The 25,726-nt window shown below is 34.3% G+C and carries 24 protein-coding genes; 16 read left to right on the top strand and 8 right to left on the bottom strand.

Annotation, left to right across the window (positions count from 1 at the left end; translation table 11 throughout):
- The first annotated feature begins 27 nt into the window (after positions 1-27).
- Positions 28-2,151 (top strand): type IA DNA topoisomerase, encoded by a 2,124-nt coding sequence (locus K0U91_RS11695; protein WP_220179756.1) that lies wholly within the window; start codon positions 28-30, stop codon positions 2,149-2,151.
- 133 nt (positions 2,152-2,284) lie between these two features.
- On the opposite strand, the gene K0U91_RS11700 is transcribed toward K0U91_RS11695, so the two are convergent.
- Genes K0U91_RS11700 through K0U91_RS11710 form a run of 3 tightly spaced genes read right to left on the bottom strand, consistent with a single transcriptional unit; the run spans position 2,285 to position 4,177 of the window.
- Positions 2,285-3,595 carry a helix-hairpin-helix domain-containing protein gene (locus K0U91_RS11700; RefSeq protein WP_259429337.1) on the bottom strand — a complete coding sequence of 437 codons (1,311 nt, stop codon included), beginning with the start codon at positions 3,593-3,595 and terminating at the stop codon, positions 2,285-2,287.
- A 60-nt stretch (positions 3,596-3,655) separates the two neighbouring features.
- Positions 3,656-3,823, bottom strand: coding sequence for a hypothetical protein (locus K0U91_RS11705; RefSeq protein ID WP_220179758.1), 168 nt, complete (start codon positions 3,821-3,823; stop codon positions 3,656-3,658).
- A gap of 9 nt (positions 3,824-3,832) precedes the next feature.
- Positions 3,833-4,177 carry a MerR family transcriptional regulator gene (locus K0U91_RS11710; protein ID WP_219969478.1) on the bottom strand — a complete coding sequence of 115 codons (345 nt, stop codon included), beginning with the start codon at positions 4,175-4,177 and terminating at the stop codon, positions 3,833-3,835.
- 82 nt (positions 4,178-4,259) lie between these two features.
- Between K0U91_RS11710 and K0U91_RS11715 the strand changes: the two genes are divergently transcribed.
- A complete protein-coding gene (locus K0U91_RS11715) occupies positions 4,260-5,150 on the top strand; it encodes an SMP-30/gluconolactonase/LRE family protein (protein WP_220179759.1) in 891 nt (296 codons plus the stop codon).
- Between the two features lie 62 nt (positions 5,151-5,212).
- On the opposite strand, the gene K0U91_RS11720 is transcribed toward K0U91_RS11715, so the two are convergent.
- Both K0U91_RS11720 and K0U91_RS11725 read right to left on the bottom strand, forming a co-directional pair.
- Complete coding sequence (locus K0U91_RS11720; RefSeq protein WP_220179760.1) at positions 5,213-6,520, bottom strand: DEAD/DEAH box helicase; 1,308 nt, start codon at positions 6,518-6,520, stop codon at positions 5,213-5,215.
- Between the two features lie 216 nt (positions 6,521-6,736).
- Positions 6,737-7,549 carry a hypothetical protein gene (locus K0U91_RS11725; RefSeq protein WP_219969475.1) on the bottom strand — a complete coding sequence of 271 codons (813 nt, stop codon included), beginning with the start codon at positions 7,547-7,549 and terminating at the stop codon, positions 6,737-6,739.
- Positions 7,550-7,835: 286 nt separating this feature from the next.
- On the opposite strand from K0U91_RS11725, the gene K0U91_RS11730 reads away from it, so the two are divergent.
- Entirely contained in the window at positions 7,836-8,258 is a 423-nt protein-coding gene (locus K0U91_RS11730; RefSeq protein WP_220179761.1) for a PaaI family thioesterase, read from the top strand.
- A gap of 74 nt (positions 8,259-8,332) precedes the next feature.
- Positions 8,333-8,680 (top strand): phage holin family protein, encoded by a 348-nt coding sequence (locus K0U91_RS11735; RefSeq protein WP_220179762.1) that lies wholly within the window; start codon positions 8,333-8,335, stop codon positions 8,678-8,680.
- A gap of 44 nt (positions 8,681-8,724) precedes the next feature.
- Here the strand turns inward: K0U91_RS11735 and K0U91_RS11740 are convergent, their stop codons facing one another.
- Positions 8,725-9,591 (bottom strand): chitobiase/beta-hexosaminidase C-terminal domain-containing protein, encoded by an 867-nt coding sequence (locus tag K0U91_RS11740; RefSeq protein ID WP_220179763.1) that lies wholly within the window; start codon positions 9,589-9,591, stop codon positions 8,725-8,727.
- 147 nt (positions 9,592-9,738) lie between these two features.
- On the opposite strand from K0U91_RS11740, the gene K0U91_RS11745 reads away from it, so the two are divergent.
- The 3 genes from K0U91_RS11745 to K0U91_RS11755 are packed head-to-tail and all read left to right on the top strand — an operon-like array spanning position 9,739 to position 13,367.
- A complete protein-coding gene (locus tag K0U91_RS11745) occupies positions 9,739-11,733 on the top strand; it encodes a S9 family peptidase (protein WP_220179764.1) in 1,995 nt (664 codons plus the stop codon).
- Positions 11,734-11,742: 9 nt separating this feature from the next.
- Complete coding sequence (locus K0U91_RS11750) at positions 11,743-12,888, top strand: hypothetical protein (protein WP_220179765.1); 1,146 nt, start codon at positions 11,743-11,745, stop codon at positions 12,886-12,888.
- On the top strand, positions 12,885-13,367 hold the full coding sequence (locus K0U91_RS11755; RefSeq protein WP_258561870.1) for a DNA-deoxyinosine glycosylase: 483 nt from the start codon (positions 12,885-12,887) through the stop codon (positions 13,365-13,367). Before K0U91_RS11750 ends, K0U91_RS11755 begins: the two co-directional genes overlap by 4 nt.
- 60 nt (positions 13,368-13,427) lie before the next feature.
- Here the strand turns inward: K0U91_RS11755 and K0U91_RS11760 are convergent, their stop codons facing one another.
- A complete protein-coding gene (locus tag K0U91_RS11760) occupies positions 13,428-14,120 on the bottom strand; it encodes an AIM24 family protein (RefSeq protein WP_219969470.1) in 693 nt (230 codons plus the stop codon).
- A gap of 197 nt (positions 14,121-14,317) precedes the next feature.
- Between K0U91_RS11760 and queA the strand changes: the two genes are divergently transcribed.
- The 4 genes from queA to K0U91_RS11780 all read left to right on the top strand — a co-directional run bounded on the left by queA (position 14,318) and on the right by K0U91_RS11780 (position 18,463).
- Entirely contained in the window at positions 14,318-15,367 is a 1,050-nt protein-coding gene (gene queA, locus K0U91_RS11765; protein ID WP_219969469.1) for a tRNA preQ1(34) S-adenosylmethionine ribosyltransferase-isomerase QueA, read from the top strand.
- A gap of 71 nt (positions 15,368-15,438) precedes the next feature.
- Entirely contained in the window at positions 15,439-16,473 is a 1,035-nt protein-coding gene (gene rlmN, locus K0U91_RS11770; RefSeq protein WP_220179766.1) for a 23S rRNA (adenine(2503)-C(2))-methyltransferase RlmN, read from the top strand.
- 62 nt (positions 16,474-16,535) lie between these two features.
- On the top strand, positions 16,536-17,414 hold the full coding sequence (locus tag K0U91_RS11775) for a hypothetical protein (RefSeq protein WP_220179767.1): 879 nt from the start codon (positions 16,536-16,538) through the stop codon (positions 17,412-17,414).
- 71 nt (positions 17,415-17,485) lie between these two features.
- Positions 17,486-18,463, top strand: coding sequence for a polyprenyl synthetase family protein (locus tag K0U91_RS11780; RefSeq protein WP_220179768.1), 978 nt, complete (start codon positions 17,486-17,488; stop codon positions 18,461-18,463).
- Here the strand turns inward: K0U91_RS11780 and K0U91_RS11785 are convergent.
- Positions 18,460-18,756 carry a hypothetical protein gene (locus K0U91_RS11785; RefSeq protein WP_220179769.1) on the bottom strand — a complete coding sequence of 99 codons (297 nt, stop codon included), beginning with the start codon at positions 18,754-18,756 and terminating at the stop codon, positions 18,460-18,462. The genes K0U91_RS11780 and K0U91_RS11785 overlap by 4 nt on opposite strands.
- Positions 18,757-18,894: 138 nt before the next feature.
- Here K0U91_RS11785 and K0U91_RS11790 point away from each other — a divergent pair, with 138 nt between their 5' ends.
- From K0U91_RS11790 to K0U91_RS11810, 5 genes are all read left to right on the top strand, one after another.
- Positions 18,895-21,327, top strand: a complete 2,433-nt coding sequence (locus K0U91_RS11790; RefSeq protein WP_220179770.1) for an alpha-ketoacid dehydrogenase subunit alpha/beta — start codon at positions 18,895-18,897, stop codon at positions 21,325-21,327.
- 55 nt (positions 21,328-21,382) lie between these two features.
- Positions 21,383-21,952: a Crp/Fnr family transcriptional regulator gene (locus tag K0U91_RS11795; RefSeq protein ID WP_220179771.1), complete on the top strand. Its 570-nt coding sequence runs from the start codon at positions 21,383-21,385 to the stop codon at positions 21,950-21,952.
- 78 nt (positions 21,953-22,030) lie between these two features.
- Positions 22,031-22,384, top strand: a complete 354-nt coding sequence (locus tag K0U91_RS11800; RefSeq protein WP_220179772.1) for a YciI family protein — start codon at positions 22,031-22,033, stop codon at positions 22,382-22,384.
- 223 nt (positions 22,385-22,607) lie between these two features.
- Complete coding sequence (locus tag K0U91_RS11805; protein ID WP_220179773.1) at positions 22,608-23,126, top strand: RNA polymerase sigma factor; 519 nt, start codon at positions 22,608-22,610, stop codon at positions 23,124-23,126.
- 11 nt (positions 23,127-23,137) lie between these two features.
- Positions 23,138-25,591: a vWA domain-containing protein gene (locus tag K0U91_RS11810; protein ID WP_220179774.1), complete on the top strand. Its 2,454-nt coding sequence runs from the start codon at positions 23,138-23,140 to the stop codon at positions 25,589-25,591.
- The last annotated feature ends 135 nt before the right edge of the window (positions 25,592-25,726 follow it).

Below are 25,726 nucleotides of genomic sequence, written 5' to 3' on the forward strand. Positions count from 1 at the left end.
GCACCCCTTTCTATAACCCGATTATTCATGAAGCTTTGTATTGCCGAAAAACCCAGTGTTGCCAGAGATATTGCCAAAGTTTTGGGCGCAACCATGCTGAAACAAGGCTATATGGAAGGGAATGGCTATTGTGTGACATGGACTTTCGGACATCTCTGTACCCTCAAAGAACCTCACGATTACGGTCCGCAATACAAATCATGGAATCTGTTTTTGCTGCCGATTATTCCAAATAATTTCGGGATTAAATTAATTCCAAACAAAGGCGTTGAAAATCAGTTTAAAGTTATTGAAAAACTGGTTGCAGAATGTGATGAAGTGATCAATTGCGGGGATGCGGGACAAGAAGGAGAGCTTATTCAGCGTTGGGTTTTGCAGAAAGCAAAATGTGATAAACCGGTGCAGCGTTTGTGGATTTCCTCCCTGACTGAAGAAGCGATTAAAGAAGGTTTTGAAAAATTAAGACCTGCCGAAGATTACAAAAATCTCTACCTCGCAGGAAATGCAAGAGCAATAGGAGATTGGTTGTTGGGAATCAATGCCACAAGACTTTTTACGAAGAAATTTGGCGGAAATAAAGCGGTTTTATCCATCGGAAGAGTGCAGACTCCGACTTTGGCGATGCTCGTTCAGCGTCAGAAAGAAATTGATACGTTTTCAACCGAAGAATATTGGGAATTGAAAACCAAGTACCGTGATGTTATTTTCAACGCAGCAATCGATCGTTTGAAAACATTAGATCGTGCAGAAAAAGGTTTGGAATATTTAAAAGTCAATCCTTTTGAAATTCTTTCATTTGAGATTAAAGAAGGGAAAGAAAAAAATCCAAGATTGTTTGATCTGACCGGACTTCAGGTGGAGGCCAATAAAAAATACGGCTACTCTGCAGACAGCACTTTAAAATATATTCAAAGTCTTTACGAGAAAAAACACGTCACTTATCCGCGTGTTGATACAACGTATTTATCAGAAAGTCTATATCCGAAAATTGGTGGAATTCTTCAAAGTATGGTCATTTATAAAGAATTGATTTCGCCTTTGCTTGAACAGCCGATTCCAAAATCTAAAGCGGTTTTTGATGATGCTAAAGTGACAGATCACCATGCGATTATTCCGACTGAAATTCCGCCGACTCAGAATTTAATCAGAGAAGAAAAACTGATTTATGATCTGATTGCGAAACGTTTTATCGCCGTTTTTTATCCTGAATGTAAAATTTCAAATACATTGGTAGAAGCGCAAGTTGGAACGATTGCGTTTAAAACAAGCGGTAGACAGATTCTTGAACCTGGTTGGAGAGCCGTTTATGCCAAAGACGCCAAAGAAGAACCGACCGATAAAGAAAAGGATAAGGAAGAGGAACAGACGATTCCTGAATTTAAAGTTGGAGAAACAGGTCCTCACGAACCGATGATTCATCAGGGAAAAACTTCACCACCAAAAGCGTATACGGAAGCAACTTTGCTTCGTGCCATGGAAACTGCAGGAAAACAGGTCGATGATGAAGAACTTCGTGAAATGTTGAAAAATAACGGTATCGGAAGACCTTCAACCCGTGCAAATATTATCGAAACGCTTTTCAAGAGAAAATATATCGAAAGAAAAAAGAAAAATCTTGTGGCGACTTCTACAGGAATTCAGCTGATCGACACCATTGAAGATGAGTTGCTGAAAAGCCCGGAACTGACAGGGGAGTGGGAATTAAAGCTTCGTAAAATCGAAAGTGGTGAATATGAAGCCAATCAATTCAAAGACGAATTGATTCAGATGATCAGAGAACTTACCAAAAAAGTGGTTGACGGAAAAGCAAAAGTTTTCACTCTACACGAAGAAAAAGATGAGGTCAAAGAAAAGAAAAAACGTGAACCGGCTGTAAAAAAAGAACTGCAGTCTTGGGAAGAAACAAAATGCCCGAAATGCAAAGAACACCATCTGATGAAGGGAAAAACCGCAGTCGGATGTTCAGATTTTAAAAATTGCGGCTTTAAAGTTTCATTTGATATTTTCGGAAAAAAACTTTCCGATAAACAGCTAATGGATTTGGTTTTAAAAGGAAAAACCTCAAAATTAAAAGGTTTTACCACGCACCCTGAAAGTTTAACTGAAGGAATTGTTTCGCTTTCTCCTGAATTTGTGACAGTCTTAATTTAATTGGCTGGAAGATGGATGTCTGAAGCTGGATGTTTATTTAGACATCAAATCAGAGATTGTTCAAATAGTGAAAGCTTTGGGCTACCTATGACAATAATCCTTATCAAACATCTATCATCCAGCTTCCAACATCCTACTTTATATAAAGCCTCATCCTCGCTTCATACTCAGGTTTTGTTTTGAGGAATTTCCAAATTTTCTTATCATCAGGATTGCTTAGCCGGTAAAAAATAATTTTATCTGCAGAATATTTAAAGTATGGATGATTTTTAAGCCATTCTTCAGGTGCATCCACCAAAGAATATCTTTCGACTTTAGAATTGTCAAGCGGAGCGATGGCTAACAATTTTTGAACTAATTCTTTGTCGATATTATAGGTTTCAAGAATCTGTTCTTTCGTCATAAAACCACCCAGTTTTTTTCTGAAACCAATCATAGAACCGGCACTTTTTTCATCCAGACCAAATTCAATAAGCTGCTTAAATGTAATTGAATTCATATCAACCTTGGAGAAATCTGTTTTTTCTTGTTTTGGCTCAGGTTTTTTATCAGCAGAATTTTTTGCCATGGTGGAAGAATTTAATCTGATAAATGGCTTCAGTTCTTCAAATTTTTCTGCTGAAATCACAAAACAGTTTTTAATGTCTTCTAAAGTTTTAAAGCTTCCTTTCAGATTTCTGTCACGGTAATTGACAATCACATTCGCTTGCTTTTCAGAAAATCCCAAAGCCATCCAGCCATTCACATCCAAAGTATTGGGGTCAAAAGAAGTTTGCGGAGCTTTAGATTTAAATGAATGAGATTTTCCTGCATAAGAATTAAAATTATCCGGAGTTTTAGCTGGAAGAAGCAGATAAGGTTGGAGTGTGGCATAATTTTTTTCACTGATGATGAAGCATTCTTTGAATTTCTCTTTACTGACAAAACTTCCGCCGAGATAACTTTTGTATTTTAAAATCGCTGCGGCCTGTTTCTCAGAAAATCCCATCTTTTCCCAATCATTTTGAGAAAGCTGATCGGGATTAAATTTCTTTGTGATGTTTAAAGATTTCTTTTCGTAATTTTTAAATGCTAAATTTTCCGGTTTTGCATCAGAATTCGTTTCGGGAAGCAAAAGAAATGTTTCAAGCTGCGAGAATTTTTCTTCAGAAATTGCATAGCATTTTTTAAACTGTTCTTTGGATAGAAATTTTCCGCCGACAATTTTCTTGTATTTTAAAATAGTTGTGGTTTGTTTCTCAGAGAATCCAAGCTTTTGCCATTGGTTTTCATCTAAATCGTTTGGATCAAATTCAGATAATGATTCTAACGGTAAACTCTCAGAAATAAAAGTGACAGTAGGAAATGAGTTATCAGATTTTTCGGTATATTTTTGAAATGCAAGCAATATGAGAAGCAGCATACCAAGTATTGCCAGCTTCTGGTAATAATTTTTTTTCATCATTTAGTAAAATTAAAGATAAAATTTAATAATAAAAAATGATTTATAAGAAAATTATTAAACTTATTTACTTCTGTTATTATATACAAATAACTGTATAAAAGAACCTGCTGATAATCCTATCAAAGCACTCATCGCAATTGTATTGGCATCATAAATATAACCAAGGATCAGCAAAATAAGCATAATCCCACTCATGATAAAAAGATATTTTCTTTCGATTTTTATCATTTATTGATTTTATTCTGAATCTTTTTCTACCAAAGAATCCTTCAGCTTTATCAATTCTGCTTTTACAAACTCCAGTCGGTCGATTAAAGTTACGGTTTCAGAAATCTTCGAATTGGTAGTGAGTGCAATTCTCGCTCCATCCAGGGTATAACCTTTTTCTTTCACCAAATGATAAATGATTTTCAGGTTTTTAATATCTTCCGGAGTGAAATATCGGTTTCCTTTTTTGTTTTTCTTAGGTTTGATAATTGGAAATTCCTGTTCCCAATATCGCAATAATGAAGCGTTTACGTCGAAGGCCTTGGCAACTTCTCCTATCGAATAATACAGTTTGTCGGGTAAATTTGTCTTCATTATAGATGATCCTGAAAATTCAAAGATAAATATTTTTTAAACCACTTCGCAAATCGTAAATTGTAAACTTTAAATTATAAGAATGAAAAATATTCTGAATGCAGGTATTCTTGGTTTGGTTTTGGCATTTCTCAGTTGCAAATCACAAAATTATAATGCTATGTTTGAAAATACAGAACCAAAATTAATTTCAGACCAATTTGCGTTTACGGAAGGTCCTTCGGCTGATAAAGAAGGAAATGTATACTTCACCGATCAGCCGAATGATAAAATTTATTTCTGGGATTGGAAAAACAACAAAATATCTTTATTTTTAGATAAAACAGGCCGTGCGAACGGAACATATTTCGATCAAAATGATAACTTAATTACTTGCTCAGACAACGACGGCGAAATCTGGAAAATCTCTAAAGATAAGTCTATTCAAGTTTTATCTAAAGGTTTTGAAGGTAAAAGATTAAACGGCCCCAACGACCTCTGGCTTGATGGAAATGGCGGAATTTACTTCACTGATCCTTTATATGAAAGAGATTACTGGAAAAATTTCAAGGTTGAAATTCCTGAGAAAAATCTGTATTACAGAAATAAAAACGGCAAAATTTCAAAGTTGGAAACGTTTACACAACCGAATGGAATTATCGGAAGTATTCAGTTGAAAAAATTGTACGTGTCAGATATTGATGCCGGAAAAACCTATGTTTACGATATTTTAGACGAAGGAAAACTTTCAGAAAAAAAGTTGTTTTGCGAAATGGGTTCAGACGGAATGACGCTCGACAAAGAAGGAAATGTCTACTTAACAGGAGACGGTGTGATAGTTTTTAATTCAAAAGGTGAAAAAGTTCATCACATCAAAATTCCTGAAGACTGGACAGGAAATGTGACGTTTGGCGGAGAAAAAAATAATGTTTTATTTATCACCGCTTCAAAATCAGTCTACATTTTACCAACAAAAACGGGTAGAATAAAATGATTTAAAGTTGAGGCTAAGGTTGAGTTTGAATTTTTCCAACTCAAACTTAGCTCCATCAGAATTTAGTATGCAACCTCCATTTTCACTTTCTTACCTTTCAGCTTTTCAGTGCTCAGTTTTTTCAATAATTCTCTTACTTTAGTTCTGGAAACAGCAACATAAGAAGTCGTATCTTTCACTTCAATCAAACCTAAATCTTCTTTCTGCAATTCGCCTTTTTTCAATAAATATCCTACAATATCCACTTTATTCACCTTATCTTTTTTTCCGGCACTAATGTAAATCGTCTGAAATGGCGGATTAGCGGGAACTTTAGAAAATTCTTTTACAGATTCTTCAGGAGTATCTTTTTTAATGAACGGAAATTTTTCATCTTCCGTCATCACCAAATAAGCAAAACCTTTGGCGTTCATTCTTGCTGTACGGCCGTTTCTGTGAATGAATGCATCTTCTGTTGTCGGCAGCTGATAATGTACAATCGACTCAACTTCCGGAACATCCAAACCTCGTGCAGCCAGATCCGTAGTGATCAAAACTCTCGCGGTATCATTTCTGAATTTCAAAAGAGCGCGCTCTCTTTCATCCTGTTCCATACCGCCGTGGAAGGTTTCTCTCGCAATACCTTTATCTAAAAGCAGATCAGCAATACGGTCAACGGTCTCTCTGTGATTGCAAAAAATCAAGGTTCTTTTGTTCCCGATTTTACAGATTAAATGAAATAAAGTGTCGAGTTTTTCCTCTGAAATCGTCATTACTTTTCTTAATTGAATATCAGGTTTATTTTCGCCTAATTTTAAGAAATCGACTATTTTTTCATCTTTCAGACCCGTAAACTTCGGAATTTCATCCATTGAAGTTGCTGAGGTCAGGATTCTCTGAAAAAGATTGTACATATTTTCAATAATATATTCCATATCATCATGAAAACCTAATTCTAAAGCCTTATCAAATTCGTCTAAAACTAAATTTTTGATTGTTTTCACATCAAGATTTTTATTTCTCATGTGATAGGCGATTCTTCCCGGAGTTCCGATCAATACAGCGGGAGCTTCCTTAAGATTGTTGATCTCAATTTTTTTATCGTGACCACCGTAGCAAACCGTAACTTTGAAATCACTTCCCATTGATTTGAAAACCTGCTCGATCTGCAAAGCCAGTTCTCTCGCCGGAACCACAATCAGAGCCTGAATTCCTGTAGATTCTTTTTGAAGATTTCTAAGAACCGGAAATAAAAATGCAAGTGTTTTTCCTGAACCTGTAGGAGAAAGTAAAACAACATCTGTGTTGTTTTCCGTAGTTTTGTATGTAGATTTCTGCATTTGATTCATATCCTGAATCTGCAGTTTTTTGTAAATAGATTCTAATTCCATTTTGCAAAGGTAGGGGATTTTTTAAATAGCCTTAAAAACACTTATTTTTGTTGATCGTTTATACATAAGCTAAGAGAACTAAACGTTTCAACTATTACCGAAGGCTGGGATTTTAGAGCAAAAGGTGAATCGAAAATGAAAAGTTGAAACGGCACCACAATATCCAATCGTCGCGGTTTAGTTTCACTTTTAGCAATACCTTGTTGTCAGCAGATTTTATTTAAAAAGATTAAAAAATTTTTCTAAAAGTGTTTGTTTTTTTTCAGGAATGTACTCTTTAACTTGTCTTTTGTTTTCTTCCGCAATATCTTTTTCTTCTCGTTTATTATTTTGCTTAGATTTACTATCACTCAAAATTTTAGTAAAAGCGCTTATATTTGGTATATAATAATCAAGAAAATATTGGTTAAGTTGATTAACGAGATTATTTTCAATTTTATCATCATCAATTTTTTGCTTTATTTCATTTAGTCCTTTTACCCAAGATATATATTTATTCTCGATATATTTTTCAGTATCTTTTATTTTACTTGATACAAAATGAAAAGATGATGTATGGTTTTGTAACGTTTGCCTAAAAAATTCGTTCATTAAATCAGTAAATGATTTTGTTCTAATAGATAAATTTTCTCCCTTACTTTCATCCCAATATTCACTCATAATCCAAACTGCAGGGTTTTCCTCTTTTGTAAAGATTATAGAAATATAATCATTTCTTCTTTCGGAAAGTACTAAAAATTCATTTTCTAATCTCAGAGAATTGTTTTCAAATACATCATTTGCAAATTCATTTATATAATCTAAATCTTCAAATGCCATATCTTCTGCATCCATAAATTCAAACAGGAATTTTTTTCCAATACTTCGCAAATATTCTTCATATGCAAGTGGGAAATTATCTTTTTTAGATTTTATACTATCTATTTCTTCCTCTGAACAACCAATCAATCCTTTATCTTTATCAATATTAAGGACTGTAAGATAATATTTTAGAGTTTTAAAATATTCTTTGTATAAATTTTTTTCCAAATTTTTAAATTTTGTTATTTATGTGAAAATTGCAGACTTTATCTTTACAGAATGTGTAAATCCAAACTATAAGTTGCTTAGCTTTCAAATATAAAAAAAATCCTATCACAACGACTTGAAAATATTAGATAAAATCTCTTTAGAAAAAAATCATTAGTTAAGAAGCAGTGCTACTGCTTTTGACTTTCCAAAATTTTGATAGTGAAGCATTGCTCTAAGATTTTGATTAAATTAGCCAAAAGAAATGGGATCTCTGACCCTATTTTCAAATCTCAAATTAAATTCCATGACTCCTGAAAAAAGAAAACTCATGACCGACAGTTTCAACCGTTCAGAAACTTTGAAATTTTACAGCGCCGAACTTTTAGAAGTGGAAACCGATTTCGTCTCCATTAAAATCCCAAAAATGGAAATGATGACAAGAACCGCAGGAATGTTCAATGGTGCAATGATTGCTTCATTGGTAGATGTTTCGTCTGGTTATGCAGCTGTCAGTCATTACGAACAGGATTGCTATGTGGTGACTGTTGAATTAAAAGTAAATTATTTGCGACCTGCAATTGGTGATGCATTAGTTTCAAAAGCGTATGTGGTAAAAGGCGGAAGTAAGATCAGCGTAATCAGAACAGAAATTTATACGGTGAGCAACGATCGTACTTCAGAAAGCCATGTGGCAACTTCTTTGGTGACGATGATGAAAATTAGATAAAATTCTTATTCACTAACAATTCAGTTGCATTGGAATAAGTTTTGTTTCTTTAGCAACATTAAAAAATTAACACTATGAATTTACTATTTCGTTTGCTGATCACTGCTATTGTAGCATTTTTACTGACCAAACTTTTACCGGGAGTACATTTCGATGGTTTTTCCACAGCCATCATTTTCGCAGTTGTTTTGGCACTTTTAAATTTAATTGTAAAACCCATTTTAAATCTTTTTGGTCTTCCTCTGACCATCATTACATTGGGCTTCTTTGCATTAGTAATTAATGCTCTGATTATTCTCATTGCAGATTATTTTATCAACAGCATGGTTGTTGATGGTTTCTGGTGGGCATTTTTATTCAGTATTTTACTCTCTGTAATCACATCATTGGCCAATTCAATGATATCCGATGGAGATAAATAACTCGATATTCTAGATACAATCGCCAGTTTTTAGCTGGCGATTTTTTATTTTTTCAGAAATTTCAGTAAAGTTTCATTTCCTTTTCCATCCTTCAGTTTTATAAAATAATTTCCTGAAATAATATGGGTGACAGATATTTCTTTTGAAGAAAATTTGTTTGAACTAATGATTTTTCCGCTTATATCCACAATTTCATATGCTCTAAAATCTATATTAGAATTGATCTTTAAAATATCTGTAACTGGATTTGGATAAATTTTAACCATCATAAAATTTCTGCTCTTGTTTTCTGAGGTACTTAAAAATAAGCATGAAGGCGGATTGCTGATTGCTCCATTAGTAAAGTCGTAATATATTATACTTCCTGCAGGAATTGTGTTGGTACTGATAGCTGCTGGAGGAATATTCATCATAAAACAATTGGTAAAAGTCAAATTAGCATTTTCATAATAACCTCCAAACTTATACCAACCGTCACATCCTGTATTCTGCATTTGGGGTCCGGGCCAGAAAATATCAACAACTCCTCCGTTTACAGAATTGGGATTCACCATATCAGTTATTACACAAGCTCCGTTAGTCCATGTAGAAGGAGGTTTAAAGTAAATGGTAGCGAGTGGGAGAGTTCCGGTATAATATTTTCTGGCGAACACAGGTGAAACATTTCCCTGTCCGTCCATCAAAAATGCTTTAATTTCTTTATTTTGATTAATAGTGATCTGCACATTGTTTGTTCCTGAGCTGGAACTGAATGTCGGTGTGCTTCCGTCTGTCGTGTAATAAATTGTTCCGTTTCCGGAAATAGTTACCGGATAAGCATTGTCATAATGCGTCCCAGCAGGAATCATATTGATTTGTGAAGAACAGAAAATAGAAATGAAAATGAATACAGAAAATAATTTTTTTTTCATAGAAATTTAATTGTAAGAAACGAAATTAATAAAAAATTATAAAGGTTTCATTAATTAATATAAACACATTTACATAACTTTGGCAATCTTTGAATTAAATTAAGACTTTAAGATATACAATTCTGAAGTCGTAAAAACGAATCATATATGAAACTTAAGCACAGTCTGCTCGCTTTGGCAGCTCCGTTTTTAATGAATGCACAACAATTAATGACCCCAGAGATTCTTTGGACTTTAAAAAAAGTCGGAGTACAGGCTGTTTCACCCGATCGGTCATCACTAATTTATAAAGTTGGACAAGTTGACTTAAAAACTGAAAAGACGAAAAACGAAAATTATTTTCTGAACGTACTCAATAATCAGTCTTCTAAAATTGATTTAGGCAAAAAAGCATTAATTCAATGGGATAAAAATGGATTGTATGCTCAGGAAGATGATAAAATCTATCTTTCGAAAGACAGCGGAAAAACCTGGATGGACTTTTACACAATCGGCGAGGTTGATAACGTCGTAATTTCTCCTGATGGAAAGAAAATAGCATTCAGCAAGCAGGTTTTGGTTGAAAAACTGATGGGCAAGGATAAATATTCAGATACTCCAAAAACCACGGCACAGGTTTATACCGATTTGAATCACAGACATTGGGACTATTTTAATGAAGGAAAATACAATCACGTTTTTCTAGTTGATACTTCTTCAAATATCGATTCTGCTAAAGATTTACTGGAAGGAAAAACATGGGATTCTCCTCAAAGGCCTTTCGGCGGAGCGGAAGATTTCGTTTTCAGCCCAGATTCTACACAACTTTTATATGTAACAAAACCAAAAAGTGGAAAGGAGTATTCAACAAGCACGAATACCGATATTTTTGCTTACGATTTGGCTTCAGGAACAACGAAAAATTTAACGGAAACCAATAAAGGATATGACGTAAATCCGAAATTCAGCCCCGATGGAAAATCTCTGCTTTGGCAAAGTATGGAAAGAGACGGTTACGAAGCGGATAAAAATGACATCAAACTGATGGACTGGAAATCTGGAAAATTATCAAACCTTACAAAAACATGGGACGAAAGCGTTTCTGGAGATGTTTTCTGGAGCGGGGATTCCAAAAATATTTATTTCACGGCAGCTTTCAAAGGGACAAAACAATTGTTTTCTGTAGATACTAGATCTTCAAAAGTTCAGCAGATTACAAAAGGGGATTTTGATGTTAATGAGATTTTTGCTGACCAAAAAAATTCACTTTTAGTTTCAAAAACAGATATCAATCATGCATCAGAAATATTCTCTGTAAATCTTAAAACCGGTGAGCTAATGCCGGTTACAGAAGCTAATAAAGATATGTATTCGAAATTGGCTCAGGGAAAATCTGAATTAAAGATGGTAAAAACTTCGGATGGAAAACAAATGGGAGTATGGTTTCATTATCCACCCAACTTTGACCCGAATAAAAAATATCCGACTTTGGTATATTGTCAAGGTGGTCCACAATCTGCTCTAACGCAGTTTTTCAGTACAAGATGGAACTTTGCTTTAATGGCTGCGAATGGATACATTGTCGTAGCACCCAACCGTCGCGGAATGCCGGGTTGGGGAACAAAATGGAATGAAGAAATTTCAAAAGACTGGGGCGGCCAGCCAATAAGAGATTATCTTGCTGCAACAGATTTTGCGAAAACCTTACCGTATGTGGATGGTGATAGAGTAGCGGCTGTCGGCGCAAGTTATGGGGGTTATAGTGTTTTTATGCTGGCTGGAGTTCATAACAACAGATTCAAAACATTCATTGCTCACGACGGGTTATTTGATATGAAATCTTGGTATCTTACAACAGAAGAGCTTTGGTTTGCCAATTGGGATTTGGGTTCGCCTTGGGAAAAGCCTCTTCCAAAAGCATACACAGATTTTAATCCGAGTAATTTTGTTGATAAATGGAATAAGCCGATCATGATTGTGCAAGGCGGAATTGATTTCCGTGTCCCTTACGAGCAAGGTCAGGAAGCTTTCCAAGCGGCAAAATTGAAAGGCTTAAAATCTAAATTGGTATATTTTCCAAATGAAAATCATTGGGTTCTTCACCCGCAAAACGGTCTTGTTTGGCAGAGAGAATTCTTTGATTGGCTGAAAGAAACTTTGTAAAGAAAAATTATGAACAGACTTTTTAATAATTCAATAACTAAAAATTCACCAATTGTTATAGATAATCAAGGTTATCCTAGGCTGTCACAACAACAAACAGATGAACTTTTAAGCAGTTTTTTCGAACAATTATTAATATTCGATGAGATAATAGTTAGTACTGATAAGGATAATTTTGCGTTATATTTTTTAATCAAAAATTTAGGAATTAAAACTATAGAAAGGTTAATAAAGAATGATTATTTGAAATTTGAAGTTAGTAAATCATTAATTTTTTCACTTGAAGGAAAAAAAGGGGTAAGGAAAGCAGATTTTGAAAAAGAACTATTGGGAAGGCCTCCTTTGGCGTCTGGAAGTTTAAGTGAATCTGACTTTGATCCTGAAAATAACGTCGCAAAAGCATTAGAAAATTTTAATTTTCAAAGAAACTATAAGAGAATATTAATTAGAGATATATCAAAAGCTTATGTAAATGTTAAAGAAAATCAACTTGCAGCAAATACTGTTCAAATAATTATCGACTCTTACAGAAATAATTTATTAGAAGATTTAGGCTTACCTTTTATTAAAGAAGAAAATATGTTGAATCTTGATGAAAGGAGAAGGTTATTTGACGTTAGTAGAAAAGTTTTAAATGCATCAAATATTCTTGAAAATAATTACAAAAGTATGAATAGTTTTGATGAGTTGGAAATTTTAAAGAAAGGATATGAAGGTATTGAAAAAGCATATAAAATTACTGAGAATACCACTGAAATATTGAATGTTGAGAATGTTCCTGATTTGAAACAACTTTATCTTTTAAAAAAATATGATATTGATGATGTATTCAGATTGAGACATTTAAAGAATGCGAAATTATTTAGAGAATGGATCAATAATTTTAATCAAGAAATTGATTCAAAAGAACTAACCGAAGAGTATATTAAAGAAGCAACTGGCTCAAAATCATTTTGGGAATCATATAAAGGAAAGCTCTTTAAAGAATTTAGTGTCTTTGGTTTAACCACTTCTGCGAGCTTTTTAATAGGAGGTCCAGCAGGATTAGTAGTAGGTTTGCCTTTAAGTATCATTGCAAATAAAGCATTTGATAGTGTTGTTAAAGGACAAAACCCTAGAATTTATATTGATAATTTGAAAAAAGATATAAGTTGAGAATCTCATCATTTCCGCCAATAATTGATACGAATTCTAAAATATTAATTCTAGGCTCTATTCCCGGAGTGAAATCTTTAGAAAAACAACAATATTACGGTCATCCTCAAAATAAATTCTGGAAAATTATTTTTGAACTATTTCATGAAGAATTTACTGAAGATTACATTGAAAGAATTGCTGTTTTAAAGAAATATCATCTTGCACTTTGGGACACCATCGATTCTTGTGAAAGAAAAGGAAGCCTGGATTCTGAAATTAAAAATGAAGAAGCCAATCAGATCGCTGAACTTTTAGAAGAATATCCAAATATACAAGCAATCTTTTGTAATGGTGGGAAGTCTTATAAAAATTTACAGAAGATTTTAGGCAAAAATTTTAAAATTCCAATGAATTTATTGCCCTCAACAAGTCCGCTTCACACGGTTTCCTTTGAAAAGAAACTAGAAGACTGGAAAAAGATTTTAGAATTTATTTAAATCAAAAAGCAAGGATCTAATTCCTTGCTTTTATTTTATAATTAAAGATGTCAAAGATTATTACTTTGCCACCACATAAATCTCCTCAAAAGGCTGTATCAACACCCATCCATTTCCGGAAAATTTCATCTGGAATTCTTCGCCGCTTCCTCTTCCCATCAAACTTTTAAAAGAAACGTTGGTTTTTAGTTCAGGACTTAAATTTCCAGACCAGGCAACTGTTGCATTGGGATCAGTAAAAACAGGAGCATCTGGAGTAACCATTAAAGTCAAAGGTTCGCCGTGGGTAGTGATTGCAATGTGTCCTGTTCCGGAAAGTTTTACCTGAAATAATCCACCAGACATCATTCCTGCAATGCTTTTTAACATGGTAATGTCACTTTTGATACTTTGCTCATGCGCTAAAACATCGTTCCCATTCACGAAAAGCGTTTCGTTATTTAAATAAAGAATTCTGACTTTTTTACCAGAATCTGCAACGTACAATTTGCCGGTGCCTTCAGCTTTCATCAGTTTTGAACCTTCCCCGCTGAGTGCTTTTTTTAAGAGATTTCCAAGTCCGCCGGCAAGCATTCCCTGTCTTTCAAAATTAATATTTCCAATATATCCAACCATGCTTCCTGTTTTTGTCCAGACTGCCTGATTGTTGAGGTTAATTTCTAATAGTGCAGGTTTTTCCAGTTCGAAATAGTCTCTTTCAAATGGATTTTCTTTCGTTTCTTTTACGAATTCTTCTAAAGAATATTTGCTCATCAATGTAATTTTTTATCAGACTAAAATACTGTTTTTTTTCCAAATAATTTTATGAATAAAAAAATGTCATGCTTTGGGGTCCCTTCCAGTAACGATTGTAAAATAAAGACTTGACAAAGGGGTATTGAATGTTGTATATTTGCAATCCGAAAATTACATCCGTAATTTTTTATAATTTTTAAACCGTAATTTAAAAAATGAAGACATCCGATTTTAATTTTGATCTCCCTGAAGAATTATTGGCAGAACATCCGTCTGAACACAGAGACGAGTCGAGGCTGATGGTTCTTGATAGAAAAACTCAAACGATAGAGCACAAAACATTCAAAGATGTTGTAGATTATTTTGATGAAAAAGATTTGTTCATTTTCAATAATACTAAAGTTTTCCCGGCACGTCTTTACGGAAATAAAGAAAAAACAGGAGCTAAAATCGAAGTTTTTCTTTTAAGAGAGCTTGATAAAGAAACCCGCGTTTGGGATGTTTTGGTAGATCCTGCAAGAAAAATAAGAATTGGTAATAAATTATTCTTTACTGAAGACGAATCTTTAGTGGCTGAGGTAATCGATAATACCACCTCAAGAGGTAGAACGCTAAGGTTTTTATTCGACGGTTCGTACGAAGAATTCAGAACTAAATTGAAAGAATTAGGAGAAACTCCGCTTCCAAAATATATCAAAAGAGATGTTGAGCCTGAAGATGCTGAAAGATATCAGACGATTTATGCAAAAGTAGAAGGAGCTGTTGCGGCGCCAACTGCAGGTCTGCATTTCTCAAGACATTTGATGAAAAGACTTGAAATTAAGGGAATTGATTTCGCTGAAGTAACGCTGCATGTAGGCTTGGGAACGTTCAACCCGATCGAAGTAGAAGATCTTTCAAAACACAAAATGGAATCTGAAGAAATCATTATCGATGAGGTAAATGCTGAAATCATTAACAAAGCTGTTCAGGAAAACAGAAGAGTATGTGCAGTAGGTACTACAACGATGAGAGCAATTGAAACTTCAGTTTCTTCTAACAGAAAAATATCTGCATTTAATGGCTGGACGAATAAATTTATTTATCCGCCTCACGATTTTGGAGTTGCCAATACTATGATCACCAATTTCCATACGCCAAAATCTACTCTGATGATGATGATTGCAGCGTTTGCAGGAAAAGATTTCTTAATGCAGGCATACGAAGAAGCAGTAAGAGAAAAGTACAAATTCTATTCTTACGGTGACGCAATGCTGATCCTTTAATAAGATATAAGGCGAAGGGTTGCAGGTTTAATTTGCCTGCAACCCTCAACCTAACATCTACAACCTTACAAATGAAAGACATCCGTACATTATCACTCGACCAACTCAAAGATTACTTTGGTACTATTGGTGAAAAACCTTTCCGTGCCAAACAGGTCTATGACTGGATCTGGAGTAAAAATCTTCATTCATTTGAAGAGATGACGAATCTTTCAAAAGATCTGAGAGAGCATCTTATCCGGGACTTTATCATGAATCCTGCAGCAGTAGATCAATTTCAGAAATCTACAGACGGAACGATAAAAAATGGAGTGAAGCTTCATGACGGTCTTATGGTGGAATCTGTTCTTATACCAACAGAAACCAGAACTACAGCTTGTGTTTCTTCGCAAGTGGGTTGCTCGTTAAACTGTGAATTTTGTGCTACAGCAAAACTCAAAAGAATGAGAAATCTTGAGGTTGCAGAAATCGTAGATCAGGTTGCTTTAATTGACAGACAAAGTAAAGAATATTATAACCGTCCGCTTACCAACATTGTTTTTATGGGAATGGGTGAGCCGATGATGAACTATAAAAATGTAGTTGAAGCCATCAGAAAAATAACTCAACCTGAAGGTTTAGGAATGTCACCAAGAAGAATTACCGTTTCTACATCAGGAATTCCCAAGATGATTAAAATGCTGGCTGATGACGAGTTAAAAGTAAAGCTCGCCTTATCATTACATTCTGCGGTTGAACAAACCCGTAATGAGATTATGCCGTTTTCAGATAAATTTCCTCTGACGGATATCATGGAAGCACTTCAATACTGGTACAAAAAAACAGGTTCTGTTGTTACTTTTGAATATTGCGTGTGGAAAGGAATCAATGACAAAGATGAAGATATCAAAGCTTTGATTAAATATTGCCGACAGATTCCTTCTAAAGTTAATTTAATCCAATATAATCCGATTGGGGAAGGAAAATTTGATCATCGAAGTATTGCTGCTGAAGAAAAGTATGTTCGTGAACTTGAAAAAGCAGGAATTACAGTAATGGTTAGAAAAAGTCGTGGCGGTGACATTGATGCAGCTTGTGGTCAGTTGGCCAACAAAAACGCTGAATAATTCCTTTAATTTATCTCTAAATATTAATAATCCATTCATACCCAAATTCCTAATTTTGCGATATGAAAAAGGTTTTTCAATTATTGATCATTTTTACTTTTCAAACTGCTTTTTCTCAACAGGCAGAAATTTTTAAGCTTAAAAAATTCAGAGTTTCAGTTTTAAATGATTCCATTCAGGAAACTTCCGGATTGAATTTCTTTGATGGAAAACTCTACACTTTCAACGACAGCGGAAATCCTGCAGAATTGTATGAAATCGAAAAAAATTCAGGAAAAATTCTCAAAGCTTTAAAAGTTAATACTGAAAATAAAGACTGGGAAGCTTTAACCAATGATGGAGAAAATTTCTACATCGGAGATTTTGGCAATAACGCAGGAACCCGAAAAGATTTAAAAATTTATAAGATTCCTTTTCAGAATAATCAATTGGAAAATGATTTGATGAAAACCATTTCATTTTATTATCCCGAACAAAAGGATTTCACATCAAAAAATATTTCAACAGATTATGATTTGGAATCGATGATTTATCTCGATGGTAAAATTCATATTTTCACTAAAGAATGGGCTTCAAAAGCGACAAGTCATTACATAGTTGATCCTGAAAAATTTGAAAATCAGGTTGCTCAAAAAGTAGAATCTTACAAGACAGGGTTTGTCGTTACTGATGCATGTTATTATAATAAAAAACTTTATATAGTCGGCTATACAAAAAAAACCGAAGTATTTTTAGATATTTTCAGCGAAACCGAACCGGGAATCTTTTTTACCAAAAACCCCACACATTATTATTTGGGAAGTGCGCTTTCAGTAGGGCAGATTGAAGGAATTGCGGTGGATGAAAACGGAGTGTATATTTCCGGGGAAAAATTTAATTCTCCAATCAAGAGGACACAGCCTTCTCTATATTTTATTCCTAAAGAAAAACTCAAATTTTAATTTTTGTTAAAATTGGTTTAAAAAAATTATCTTTGTGAGAATAATAAATACTCACCCATCATTCTCAGATAGTGGCCAACATTGTAGAAGAAATCAAACGACCGATCAATGAGGAAATGAAACTTTTCGAACAGAAGTTTTATGAATCTATGCAGAGCAAAGTCGCATTACTCGATAAAGTTACCCGTTTTATTGTTACGACAAAGGGAAAGCAAATGCGCCCGATGTTTGTCTTCTTGTGTGCAAAACTTACAGGAGAAGTCAATGAAAAAACATATCGTGGAGCTTCAATGATCGAGCTGATTCACACGGCAACTTTGGTGCATGATGATGTGGTTGATGAGAGTTTTAAGAGACGTGATTTTTTTTCTATCAATGCTTTATGGAAAAATAAAATTGCTGTTTTGGTAGGTGATTTTCTTTTATCTAAAGCAGTTTTGCTTTCTACAGACCATAAAGATTACGATCTACTTTCCGTCATTTCTAGAACCATCAGAGAAATGTCTGAAGGTGAACTTCTCCAGTTGGAAAAAGCCAGAAAACTCGATATCACCGAAGATGTATATTACGAAATCATCCGTCAGAAAACAGCTACGTTAATTGCTGCCTGCTGCGAGATTGGGGCCCTCTCAAACGATGCAGATGAAGCTTTAGCCAAGAAAATGATGCAGTTTGGGACCTACACAGGAATGGCTTTCCAGATCAAAGATGACTTATTCGATTACTTAAGTTCAAATGTTATCGGAAAACCGGTTGGAATTGATATCAAAGAGCAGAAAATGACTTTGCCTTTAATTCATACTTTAAAAATTGCCGGCGAAACAGATAGGAAATACTATTTCAATACCATAAAACGTTACAATAACAACCAAAAACGTGTAAAAGAGCTGATCGCTTTTGTGAAAAGTTCAGGAGGTTTAGATTACGCGATGACAAAAATGAAAGATTTTCAGCAGAAAGCTAAAGATATTCTTGATGAATTTCCTGATTCTGAAGTAAGAAAATCACTACACATGATGTTGGATTATGTAATTGAAAGAAAATTTTAGTCAATTATTGTCGTTGTTATAATAATTACAGACAGAACAATACAAAATAAAGCGATTAAAAATAAATAATCCGCAATACTCTCATATCTGTTTTCCAGATTTTCTTTCTTTGATCGTATGGCCATAAACGAAAAGAAACTGCTGCAGGCAAAAAACACACATGCAATCGCCGCAAATTCGTCTAAAAATGTATGATGGCTCGTTTTAGTGATTTTTAATGAGGTGATTATGATCATAGAAAATCCCAGAAGATTAGTCGATGCATTTAGAATATGAGTAGACTTTTTTGCCATAATACATAGTTTTATTCAAAGTAAATACATTTTTTCTCATTATCAAATTTATAAAAATCATTCTTGAAAATTAAAATTAATATAAAAAGTGTATATTAGCAAAATACTTCATTAATAAAAAATATTTAATATTTGGCTATGCAGACAACCTATATTGAAACTCAGCAGATATCCTTTCAAGACTTTAAAAATCAGATACTTGAAGATTATAAATTAGGAAGAATTTCTCGTGAAATGTCTTATCTGGGCAGAAGAGAAGTGCTTACCGGAAAAGCCAAATTCGGAATCTTTGGAGACGGAAAAGAGCTGCCTCAGTTAGCCATGGCGAAAGTATTTAAAAACGGAGATTTCCGTTCTGGATATTACAGAGATCAGACATTTGCGCTTGCTGTAGATGCTTTGTCGGTTGAAAGTTTTTTTGCTCAGTTATATGCAGATACAAGTGTCGAAAGAGAACCAGCATCTGCAGGAAGACAGATGAACGGCCACTTTGCCACAAGAAGTTTAAACGAAGACGGCAGCTGGAAAGATTTGATGGCTCAGAAAAATATTTCTTCAGACATTTCTCCGACTGCAGGGCAAATGCCGAGATTATTAGGTCTGGCTCAGGCTTCAAAAATATACAAATCAGTAAAATTTGACGGTTCCGATAAGTTTTCCAACGAAGGAAATGAAATTGCTTTTGGAACCATTGGTGATGCTTCAACAGCAGAAGGCCATTTTTGGGAAACTTTAAACGCCGCTTGTGCGCTTCAGGTTCCTATGATCGTTTCGATTTGGGATGACGGATACGGAATTTCGGTGCCGACGATGAAGCAGCGAGCAAAAGCTGACATTTCTGAAATGTTGAGCGGTTTCCAAAGAAAAGAAGGCGAAAATCAGGGTTGTGAAATCATTCAGGTGAAAGCCTGGGATTATCCGGCTTTATTGGATGCTTATGCTAGAGCTGAACATTTTGCAAGAACAGAATCTGTTCCTGTGGTTGTTCACGTTATTGAAGTTACGCAACCTCAAGGTCACTCAACATCAGGATCGCACGAAAGATATAAAAATGAAGACCGTTTATCTTGGGAAGCTGATTTTGACGGATTGGTAAAATTCAGAGAGTGGATTTTAAATTATTCCATCGAAATTGAAGGAAACGAGGAAATTATTGCAAGCATTGAAGAATTAGACGCTATTGATGAAGAAGCAAAGAAAAAAGTAAAAGCCGGACAGAAAACTGCGTGGGAAAATTATCAGAAATCACTGACTGAATTGGCTTTTTCAGTATTACCTCTGGTTGAAAATCTAAAAGGAAAACATTCTGAAATTGAAGAGTTTGTAAATCAATACAATAAATTAGTTTCTAAAGCGAAAAAAGATGTCTTTCATTTAATCAGAAAGTCGTTATTAGCAACAAGAGGGACTCAATCTGCGGAAAGAACTCAGTTGATGAACAAATACAACGAAGTTTTTGAAGTTGAAAAAGACAATTATTCTTCTCATTTATATTCGCAGTCTCAATGGAAGGCTGAAAACATTAAAGAAATCAAGCCCATCTATTCTGAAACTTCTGAAGATGTAGACGGAAGAGTGGTGGTAAGAAATAATTTTGACAAAATATTTGAAAAATATCCTCAGACTTTGGTTTTTGGTGAAGATGCCGGAAATATCGGTGACGTCAACCAGGGTCTTGAAGGAATGCAGGAAAAATACGGTGAAATTCGTGTTGCCGATACAGGAATCCGTGAAGCGACTATTCTTGGTCAGGGAATCGGGATGGCGATGAGAGGTTTAAGACCAATCGCTGAAATCCAATATTTAGACTATATCTTATACTGTTTACAGGGAATGAGCGATGATTTGGCAACTGTTCAGTACAGAACAAAAGGCGGTCAGAAAGCTCCTGTAATTATCAGAACGAGAGGCCACAGACTGGAAGGTGTTTGGCATTCAGGTTCGCCGATGGCGGGGATCTTAAACCTGTCAAAAGGTATTTTGGTTTTAGTTCCGAGAAACTTAACCAAAGCTGCCGGATTCTACAATACCATGCTTCAAAGTGACGATCCTGCTGTGATTGTTGAATGTTTGAACGGATACCGATTGAAAGAAAAACAACCGGATAATTTAGGCGAATTCACCGTTCCTGTCGGGAAAATTGAGGTTACAAAAGAAGGAAAAGATGTTACTTTGGTAACATACGGTTCGACTTGGAGAATTGTCATGGAAGCAGCGGAAGAACTTGAAAAACTAGGAATTTCTGCGGAAGTTATTGACGTTCAGTCATTAATTCCATTCGATTTAACGCATGAAATAGCTGAATCTGTGAAGAAAACCAACCGTTTGGTCGTGATCGACGAAGATGTGGAAGGTGGAACATCAGCGTTTATTCTTCAGCAGATTTTAGAAAAGCAAAAAGCGTTCAGATATTTAGATTCTGATCCGGTGACGATTGCGGCAAACGATCACAGACCTGCGTATGCAAGTGACGGAGATTATTTCAGCAAGCCATCTTCTGATGATATGGTTGAAAGAATTTATGCTTTATTTAATGAAACAAATCCTCAGAAATATCCTGCGATATTTTAATTGAGATTCAAATTATATGTTTTTTCTAAAATAAAAAATTTCAAAACATAAAAAATTGTTAGAAGTTTTAAAAAATCATACTATAAATAAATTAGGAAATGACCTTGACAATCTAGACGAGGTCATTTCTAATTTTACTTATATCAGAACCAAAAGAAACGAGCAGCTTTTACAACAAGGTGAGATTTGTAAATATGTTTATTTTGTTGCGAAAGGATGTTTGCAAGTTTACGTTCATGATAAAGATTTTAACGAGACTACCAGAGACCTTGTGATTGAAGACAATTGGTGTTCAGAATTGATTAGTTTCGGCAGCGGTAATCCAGCAAATGAAAATATAAGAACAGTAGAGCCGTGTGAACTTTTTGCCATTGACAGAAGATCTTTTCAGACCATGATGGAAACCATTCCTCAGTTTGATAAAGTGTATAAACAAATTCTTGAAGCGTCTTACGCGAATTCTGTTTATCGTATCAATACTTTTGTGTCACTTTCAGCATTAGACAGAATAAGATGGCTCATGCATAACAGACCCACTTTAATGACGAGACTTTCCAGCAAACTTATTGCATCTTACCTGGGTATTAACAAAGATGTTTTTAGCAGATTGAAAGCTAAATTGTAAAATATCGATTTTTGTCATCATTCAAAGAATTTTAATTGATGAATTTTGCTTCATTATTAACAATTAAAATTCTACAAAATGAAAGAGTACTTATTATTATTTCGCAATGAAAGCAACGAAAATGGTTACTTGGCAACTTCTCAAGACATGGCAGAAGATATGCCTAAATGGGAATCTTGGATTGGTAACATCGCTATGCAGGGCAAATTGGTTCATACAGCACCCATAGAATACGAAGCCTTAATTATAAAAAATGATGGAATAACTGCCGGTCCATATAAGGAAACAAATCGTGTTTTAGTTTCAGGTTTTTTAATCTGTAAATCAGACAGTTTGGAAGAAGTACAAGAATGGAGTACAACATGTCCAATTTTGAAATATCCAAGCAGTTCGGTAGAAATAAGACCGCTTATTCCTTTTCCAACAAATTAATTTTTTAAATTGATGAGATATTGAAAAGTTCATCTAAATTGGTATTCAAATTCAAAAAACCGCTTCAAAATTTCTTGAAGCGGTTTTTTTGATAATTCATATTAACCTTAAAAGAAAAGTTTACTTTACACATTTCATTTTTTTAAACTAAATTCAAATAAAGTTTACCATGTTTCCAACCTTTCTGAAATTTTCTGCATCTATAAGAGTATAAAGCCTGACTATGGAAAAAGAATTACTGTTAGAATGCCAACGGAACGACCGCAATGCTCAGCGGAAGGTTTACGAAAAAATGGCGGGAAAGCTCTACGCAGTCTGCAAACGCTATCTGAAAAATGATGAAGACATCGAAGAAGTATTGGCCGATACGTTCTACAAGATTTTCACAAAGCTGAATCAACTGCAAAATCACGACATTTTTGAAGCTTGGGCAAGAAAAATTGCAGTAAATGAGTGTTTGCAGAAACTGAGAAGTATGAAAGCTCTCGACATTTCTTTAGAAGAAGAGTTGGTAGAATCAACGGGTTTACCAACGGACAGTATTTCTTTTGAAAAGGATATTTTGAAGCTGCTCAATTTTCTTCCGGAAGGCTGCAGAGCGATTTTCAATCTTTTTGCAATTGAAGGTTATCCGCACAAAGAGATTGCGACAATGCTTTCAATTAGTGAAGGAACTTCAAAATCACAACTCAATTTTGCGAGAAAAAAATTGCAGGAACTTTTGGTCAATCATAACATTTAAACTTTACAAAAATGGAAAACAATCACGATATAGATAAAAAATTCAATGACGCTTCTCAGTCTGTAGAAGAACCTGCGACTTTTCCGGGTTTCGATAAAGTTTGGGCAAAAGTTGAAATAAAATTAGATAATAAAGAAAAGAAAAAAGTTATTCCTATTTGGTTTTCTTACGGAATTGCTGCGAGTTTAATTATTGGTTTGGGAGCGTTTTATTTTATTGATAAAAAAGATGTTGTTGATATTTCAAAACCTAATCTTGTGCAGAATACTGTTTCAGCAAAAGTGAATTCTAAGGTTGAAGTAACTAACAGTATTGTGAAATCTAATATTGAGAAGGAAATTGTTGTTGTACCTTCTCAAAAAGAAAATCAAGTTTTAGTTTATTCAAATGTAGTTCCTGAACCAGTAAAAGCTCCAATTATTTTAGTTCCACAACAAGGAGATTACAGAGTTGCAAGTAACCCATATTATATGGAACCAGATCATGACGGAGTTTTAGATAAAGATGATGAGCCGCAAGACATGAGAGAAGTTGTTGTAACGGGTGCTTTAGGAATTAGAAAAAGACAAGATGTGATATCATCCTCAACTCAGATTTCAAATTCTAATGTAATTCAGTCTTTACAAGGTAGTGTTGCAGGAATTAAAATTTCAAATAATAGTAATAATAATGGGTGGCTTTATAATCAATCATACAACAATAATCCAGTAAATTATCTTCAAGGACAAATACCAAGTAATACAATTTCGGGCATTCTATCACAAAATATTCTCATCAGAGGCGCTGCAAGTTTAGATTGGAATAATCAACCTCTGATTGTAATTGATGGTGTGGTTAAAGACCAAAACTTTCTGTCCAAGTTGAATTCTCAGCAGATTAAAAGTGTAGATATTTTAAAAGATGCTTCTGCATCTGCTTTATACGGAAGTCGTGCTTCAAATGGAGTCATTGTTATAACTACCAAAAAACTTTCGAGAAAAGAAAGAAAAGCGCTCAAGCAAATTCAAAAAGTTCACGACAGCATTAATCTTTCAAAGCAAATTAAGCAAAGCAATTCCGAAGAATACGATGCTTTTGTAGAAAATCCTTTTGAACTGACAAAAAATCAGTCTGTGTCTACTTTCTCGATTGATGTTGATAAAGCGGCTTATTCAAATGTTCGTAGAATGATCAATAATGGTGAAATTGTCAATAAAAATGCCATACGAATTGAGGAAATGATCAATTATTTTAAATATGATTATCCACAACCGAAAAATGAACAACCATTTTCCATCAACACAGAATACAATGATGCACCTTGGAATTCTAAACATAAATTACTGAAAATAGGTCTTCAGGGAAAAAATATCCCGATGGATAGATTACCAAGTTCAAATTTTGTTTTTCTGATTGATGTTTCGGGTTCAATGGATGCTGTAAATAAATTACCATTATTAAAATCATCTTTTAAAGTTCTTTTAGACCAATTAAGACCACAAGACAAAGTCGGGATCGTAGTCTACGCAGGAAGCGCAGGAATGGTTTTACCACCGACTTCAGCTAAAGAGAAAAATAAAATAATTGAAGCTTTAGACAAACTTCAGGCAGGTGGAAGTACAGCAGGAGGACAAGGAATAGAACTGGCGTACAAACTCGCTCAGGAAAATTTTATTAATGGTGGAAATAACCGAGTTATCATTGCAACCGACGGTGATTTTAATGTGGGAGCATCTTCGACAGGCGATCTTCAGACATTGATCGAAGAGAAAAGAAAATCAGGAGTTTTTCTTACATGTCTTGGTTTTGGAATGGGAAATTTTAAAGACAACCATATGGAAACTTTGGCCAATAAAGGCAACGGAAATTATGCCTACATCGACAATATGCAGGAAGCTAATAAGTTTCTCGGAAAAGAGTTTGCCGGAAGTATGTATGCAATTGCAAAAGATGTCAAAATTCAGATTGAGTTTAATCCGAAATTTGTAAAATCATATCGACTGATCGGTTATGAGAATAGAAAATTGAAAAATGAAGATTTTACCAATGATAAAATTGATGCAGGAGAATTGGGAAACGGACACACTGTAACTGCTTTGTACGAGGTTATTCCGAGTGATGTGAAATCTGAGTTTTTACCAAAAGAAAATGATTTAAAATACACTAAAAACACAAGTGATGAAAATTTTAATGATGAGTTAGCAACCGTAAAATTCAGATATAAAAAACCAGATGGCAATACAAGTTCGGAAATCGTTCAGATAGTTAATAATACGAATGAAAGCATCTCATCGGCAAGTGAAGATTTTAAATTTGCCTCTTCGGTTGCTTGGTTTGGATTGGTTTTAAGAAATTCAGATTTAATTAAAAATAAAGATTTGATCGAGGTTGAAAAGCTTTCCAAAAAAGGAAAAGGCAATGATGAAGAAGGCTACAGATCAGAGTTTATGAATTTGGTTGAAACTTATCGATCAATTCAGAAATAACAAGCAAGAAAAAGAAATTTCTTCGGAGATTTCTTTTTTTTAATTTTTTAGAAATAAATTCTGTTTATCGAATATAATAGTAATGCATTGTAGGTTACTGATAATAAAATATTTATAGTCATAATTTATCTGTAA

Source organism: Chryseobacterium sp. LJ668 (genome assembly GCF_019613955.1).
In the GTDB taxonomy this organism is placed as follows: Bacteria; Bacteroidota; Bacteroidia; order Flavobacteriales; family Weeksellaceae; genus Chryseobacterium.

What these genes read in the sequence shown, in the direction of transcription:
- K0U91_RS11695 (WP_220179756.1), top strand. Translation starts at nt 28, where the DNA reads ATGAAGCTTTGTATTGCCGAAAAACCCAGTGTTGCCAGAGATATTGCC.
- K0U91_RS11700 (WP_259429337.1), bottom strand. Translation starts at nt 3,595, where the DNA reads ATGATGAAAAAAAATTATTACCAGAAGCTGGCAATACTTGGTATGCTG.
- K0U91_RS11705 (WP_220179758.1), bottom strand. Translation starts at nt 3,823, where the DNA reads ATGATAAAAATCGAAAGAAAATATCTTTTTATCATGAGTGGGATTATG.
- K0U91_RS11710 (WP_219969478.1), bottom strand. Translation starts at nt 4,177, where the DNA reads ATGAAGACAAATTTACCCGACAAACTGTATTATTCGATAGGAGAAGTT.
- K0U91_RS11715 (WP_220179759.1), top strand. Translation starts at nt 4,260, where the DNA reads ATGAAAAATATTCTGAATGCAGGTATTCTTGGTTTGGTTTTGGCATTT.
- K0U91_RS11720 (WP_220179760.1), bottom strand. Translation starts at nt 6,520, where the DNA reads ATGGAATTAGAATCTATTTACAAAAAACTGCAGATTCAGGATATGAAT.
- K0U91_RS11730 (WP_220179761.1), top strand. Translation starts at nt 7,836, where the DNA reads ATGACTCCTGAAAAAAGAAAACTCATGACCGACAGTTTCAACCGTTCA.
- K0U91_RS11735 (WP_220179762.1), top strand. Translation starts at nt 8,333, where the DNA reads ATGAATTTACTATTTCGTTTGCTGATCACTGCTATTGTAGCATTTTTA.
- K0U91_RS11740 (WP_220179763.1), bottom strand. Translation starts at nt 9,591, where the DNA reads ATGAAAAAAAAATTATTTTCTGTATTCATTTTCATTTCTATTTTCTGT.
- K0U91_RS11745 (WP_220179764.1), top strand. Translation starts at nt 9,739, where the DNA reads ATGAAACTTAAGCACAGTCTGCTCGCTTTGGCAGCTCCGTTTTTAATG.
- K0U91_RS11750 (WP_220179765.1), top strand. Translation starts at nt 11,743, where the DNA reads ATGAACAGACTTTTTAATAATTCAATAACTAAAAATTCACCAATTGTT.
- K0U91_RS11760 (WP_219969470.1), bottom strand. Translation starts at nt 14,120, where the DNA reads ATGAGCAAATATTCTTTAGAAGAATTCGTAAAAGAAACGAAAGAAAAT.
- queA (WP_219969469.1), top strand. Translation starts at nt 14,318, where the DNA reads ATGAAGACATCCGATTTTAATTTTGATCTCCCTGAAGAATTATTGGCA.
- rlmN (WP_220179766.1), top strand. Translation starts at nt 15,439, where the DNA reads ATGAAAGACATCCGTACATTATCACTCGACCAACTCAAAGATTACTTT.
- K0U91_RS11775 (WP_220179767.1), top strand. Translation starts at nt 16,536, where the DNA reads ATGAAAAAGGTTTTTCAATTATTGATCATTTTTACTTTTCAAACTGCT.
- K0U91_RS11785 (WP_220179769.1), bottom strand. Translation starts at nt 18,756, where the DNA reads ATGGCAAAAAAGTCTACTCATATTCTAAATGCATCGACTAATCTTCTG.
- K0U91_RS11790 (WP_220179770.1), top strand. Translation starts at nt 18,895, where the DNA reads ATGCAGACAACCTATATTGAAACTCAGCAGATATCCTTTCAAGACTTT.
- K0U91_RS11800 (WP_220179772.1), top strand. Translation starts at nt 22,031, where the DNA reads ATGAAAGAGTACTTATTATTATTTCGCAATGAAAGCAACGAAAATGGT.
- K0U91_RS11805 (WP_220179773.1), top strand. Translation starts at nt 22,608, where the DNA reads ATGGAAAAAGAATTACTGTTAGAATGCCAACGGAACGACCGCAATGCT.
- K0U91_RS11810 (WP_220179774.1), top strand. Translation starts at nt 23,138, where the DNA reads ATGGAAAACAATCACGATATAGATAAAAAATTCAATGACGCTTCTCAG.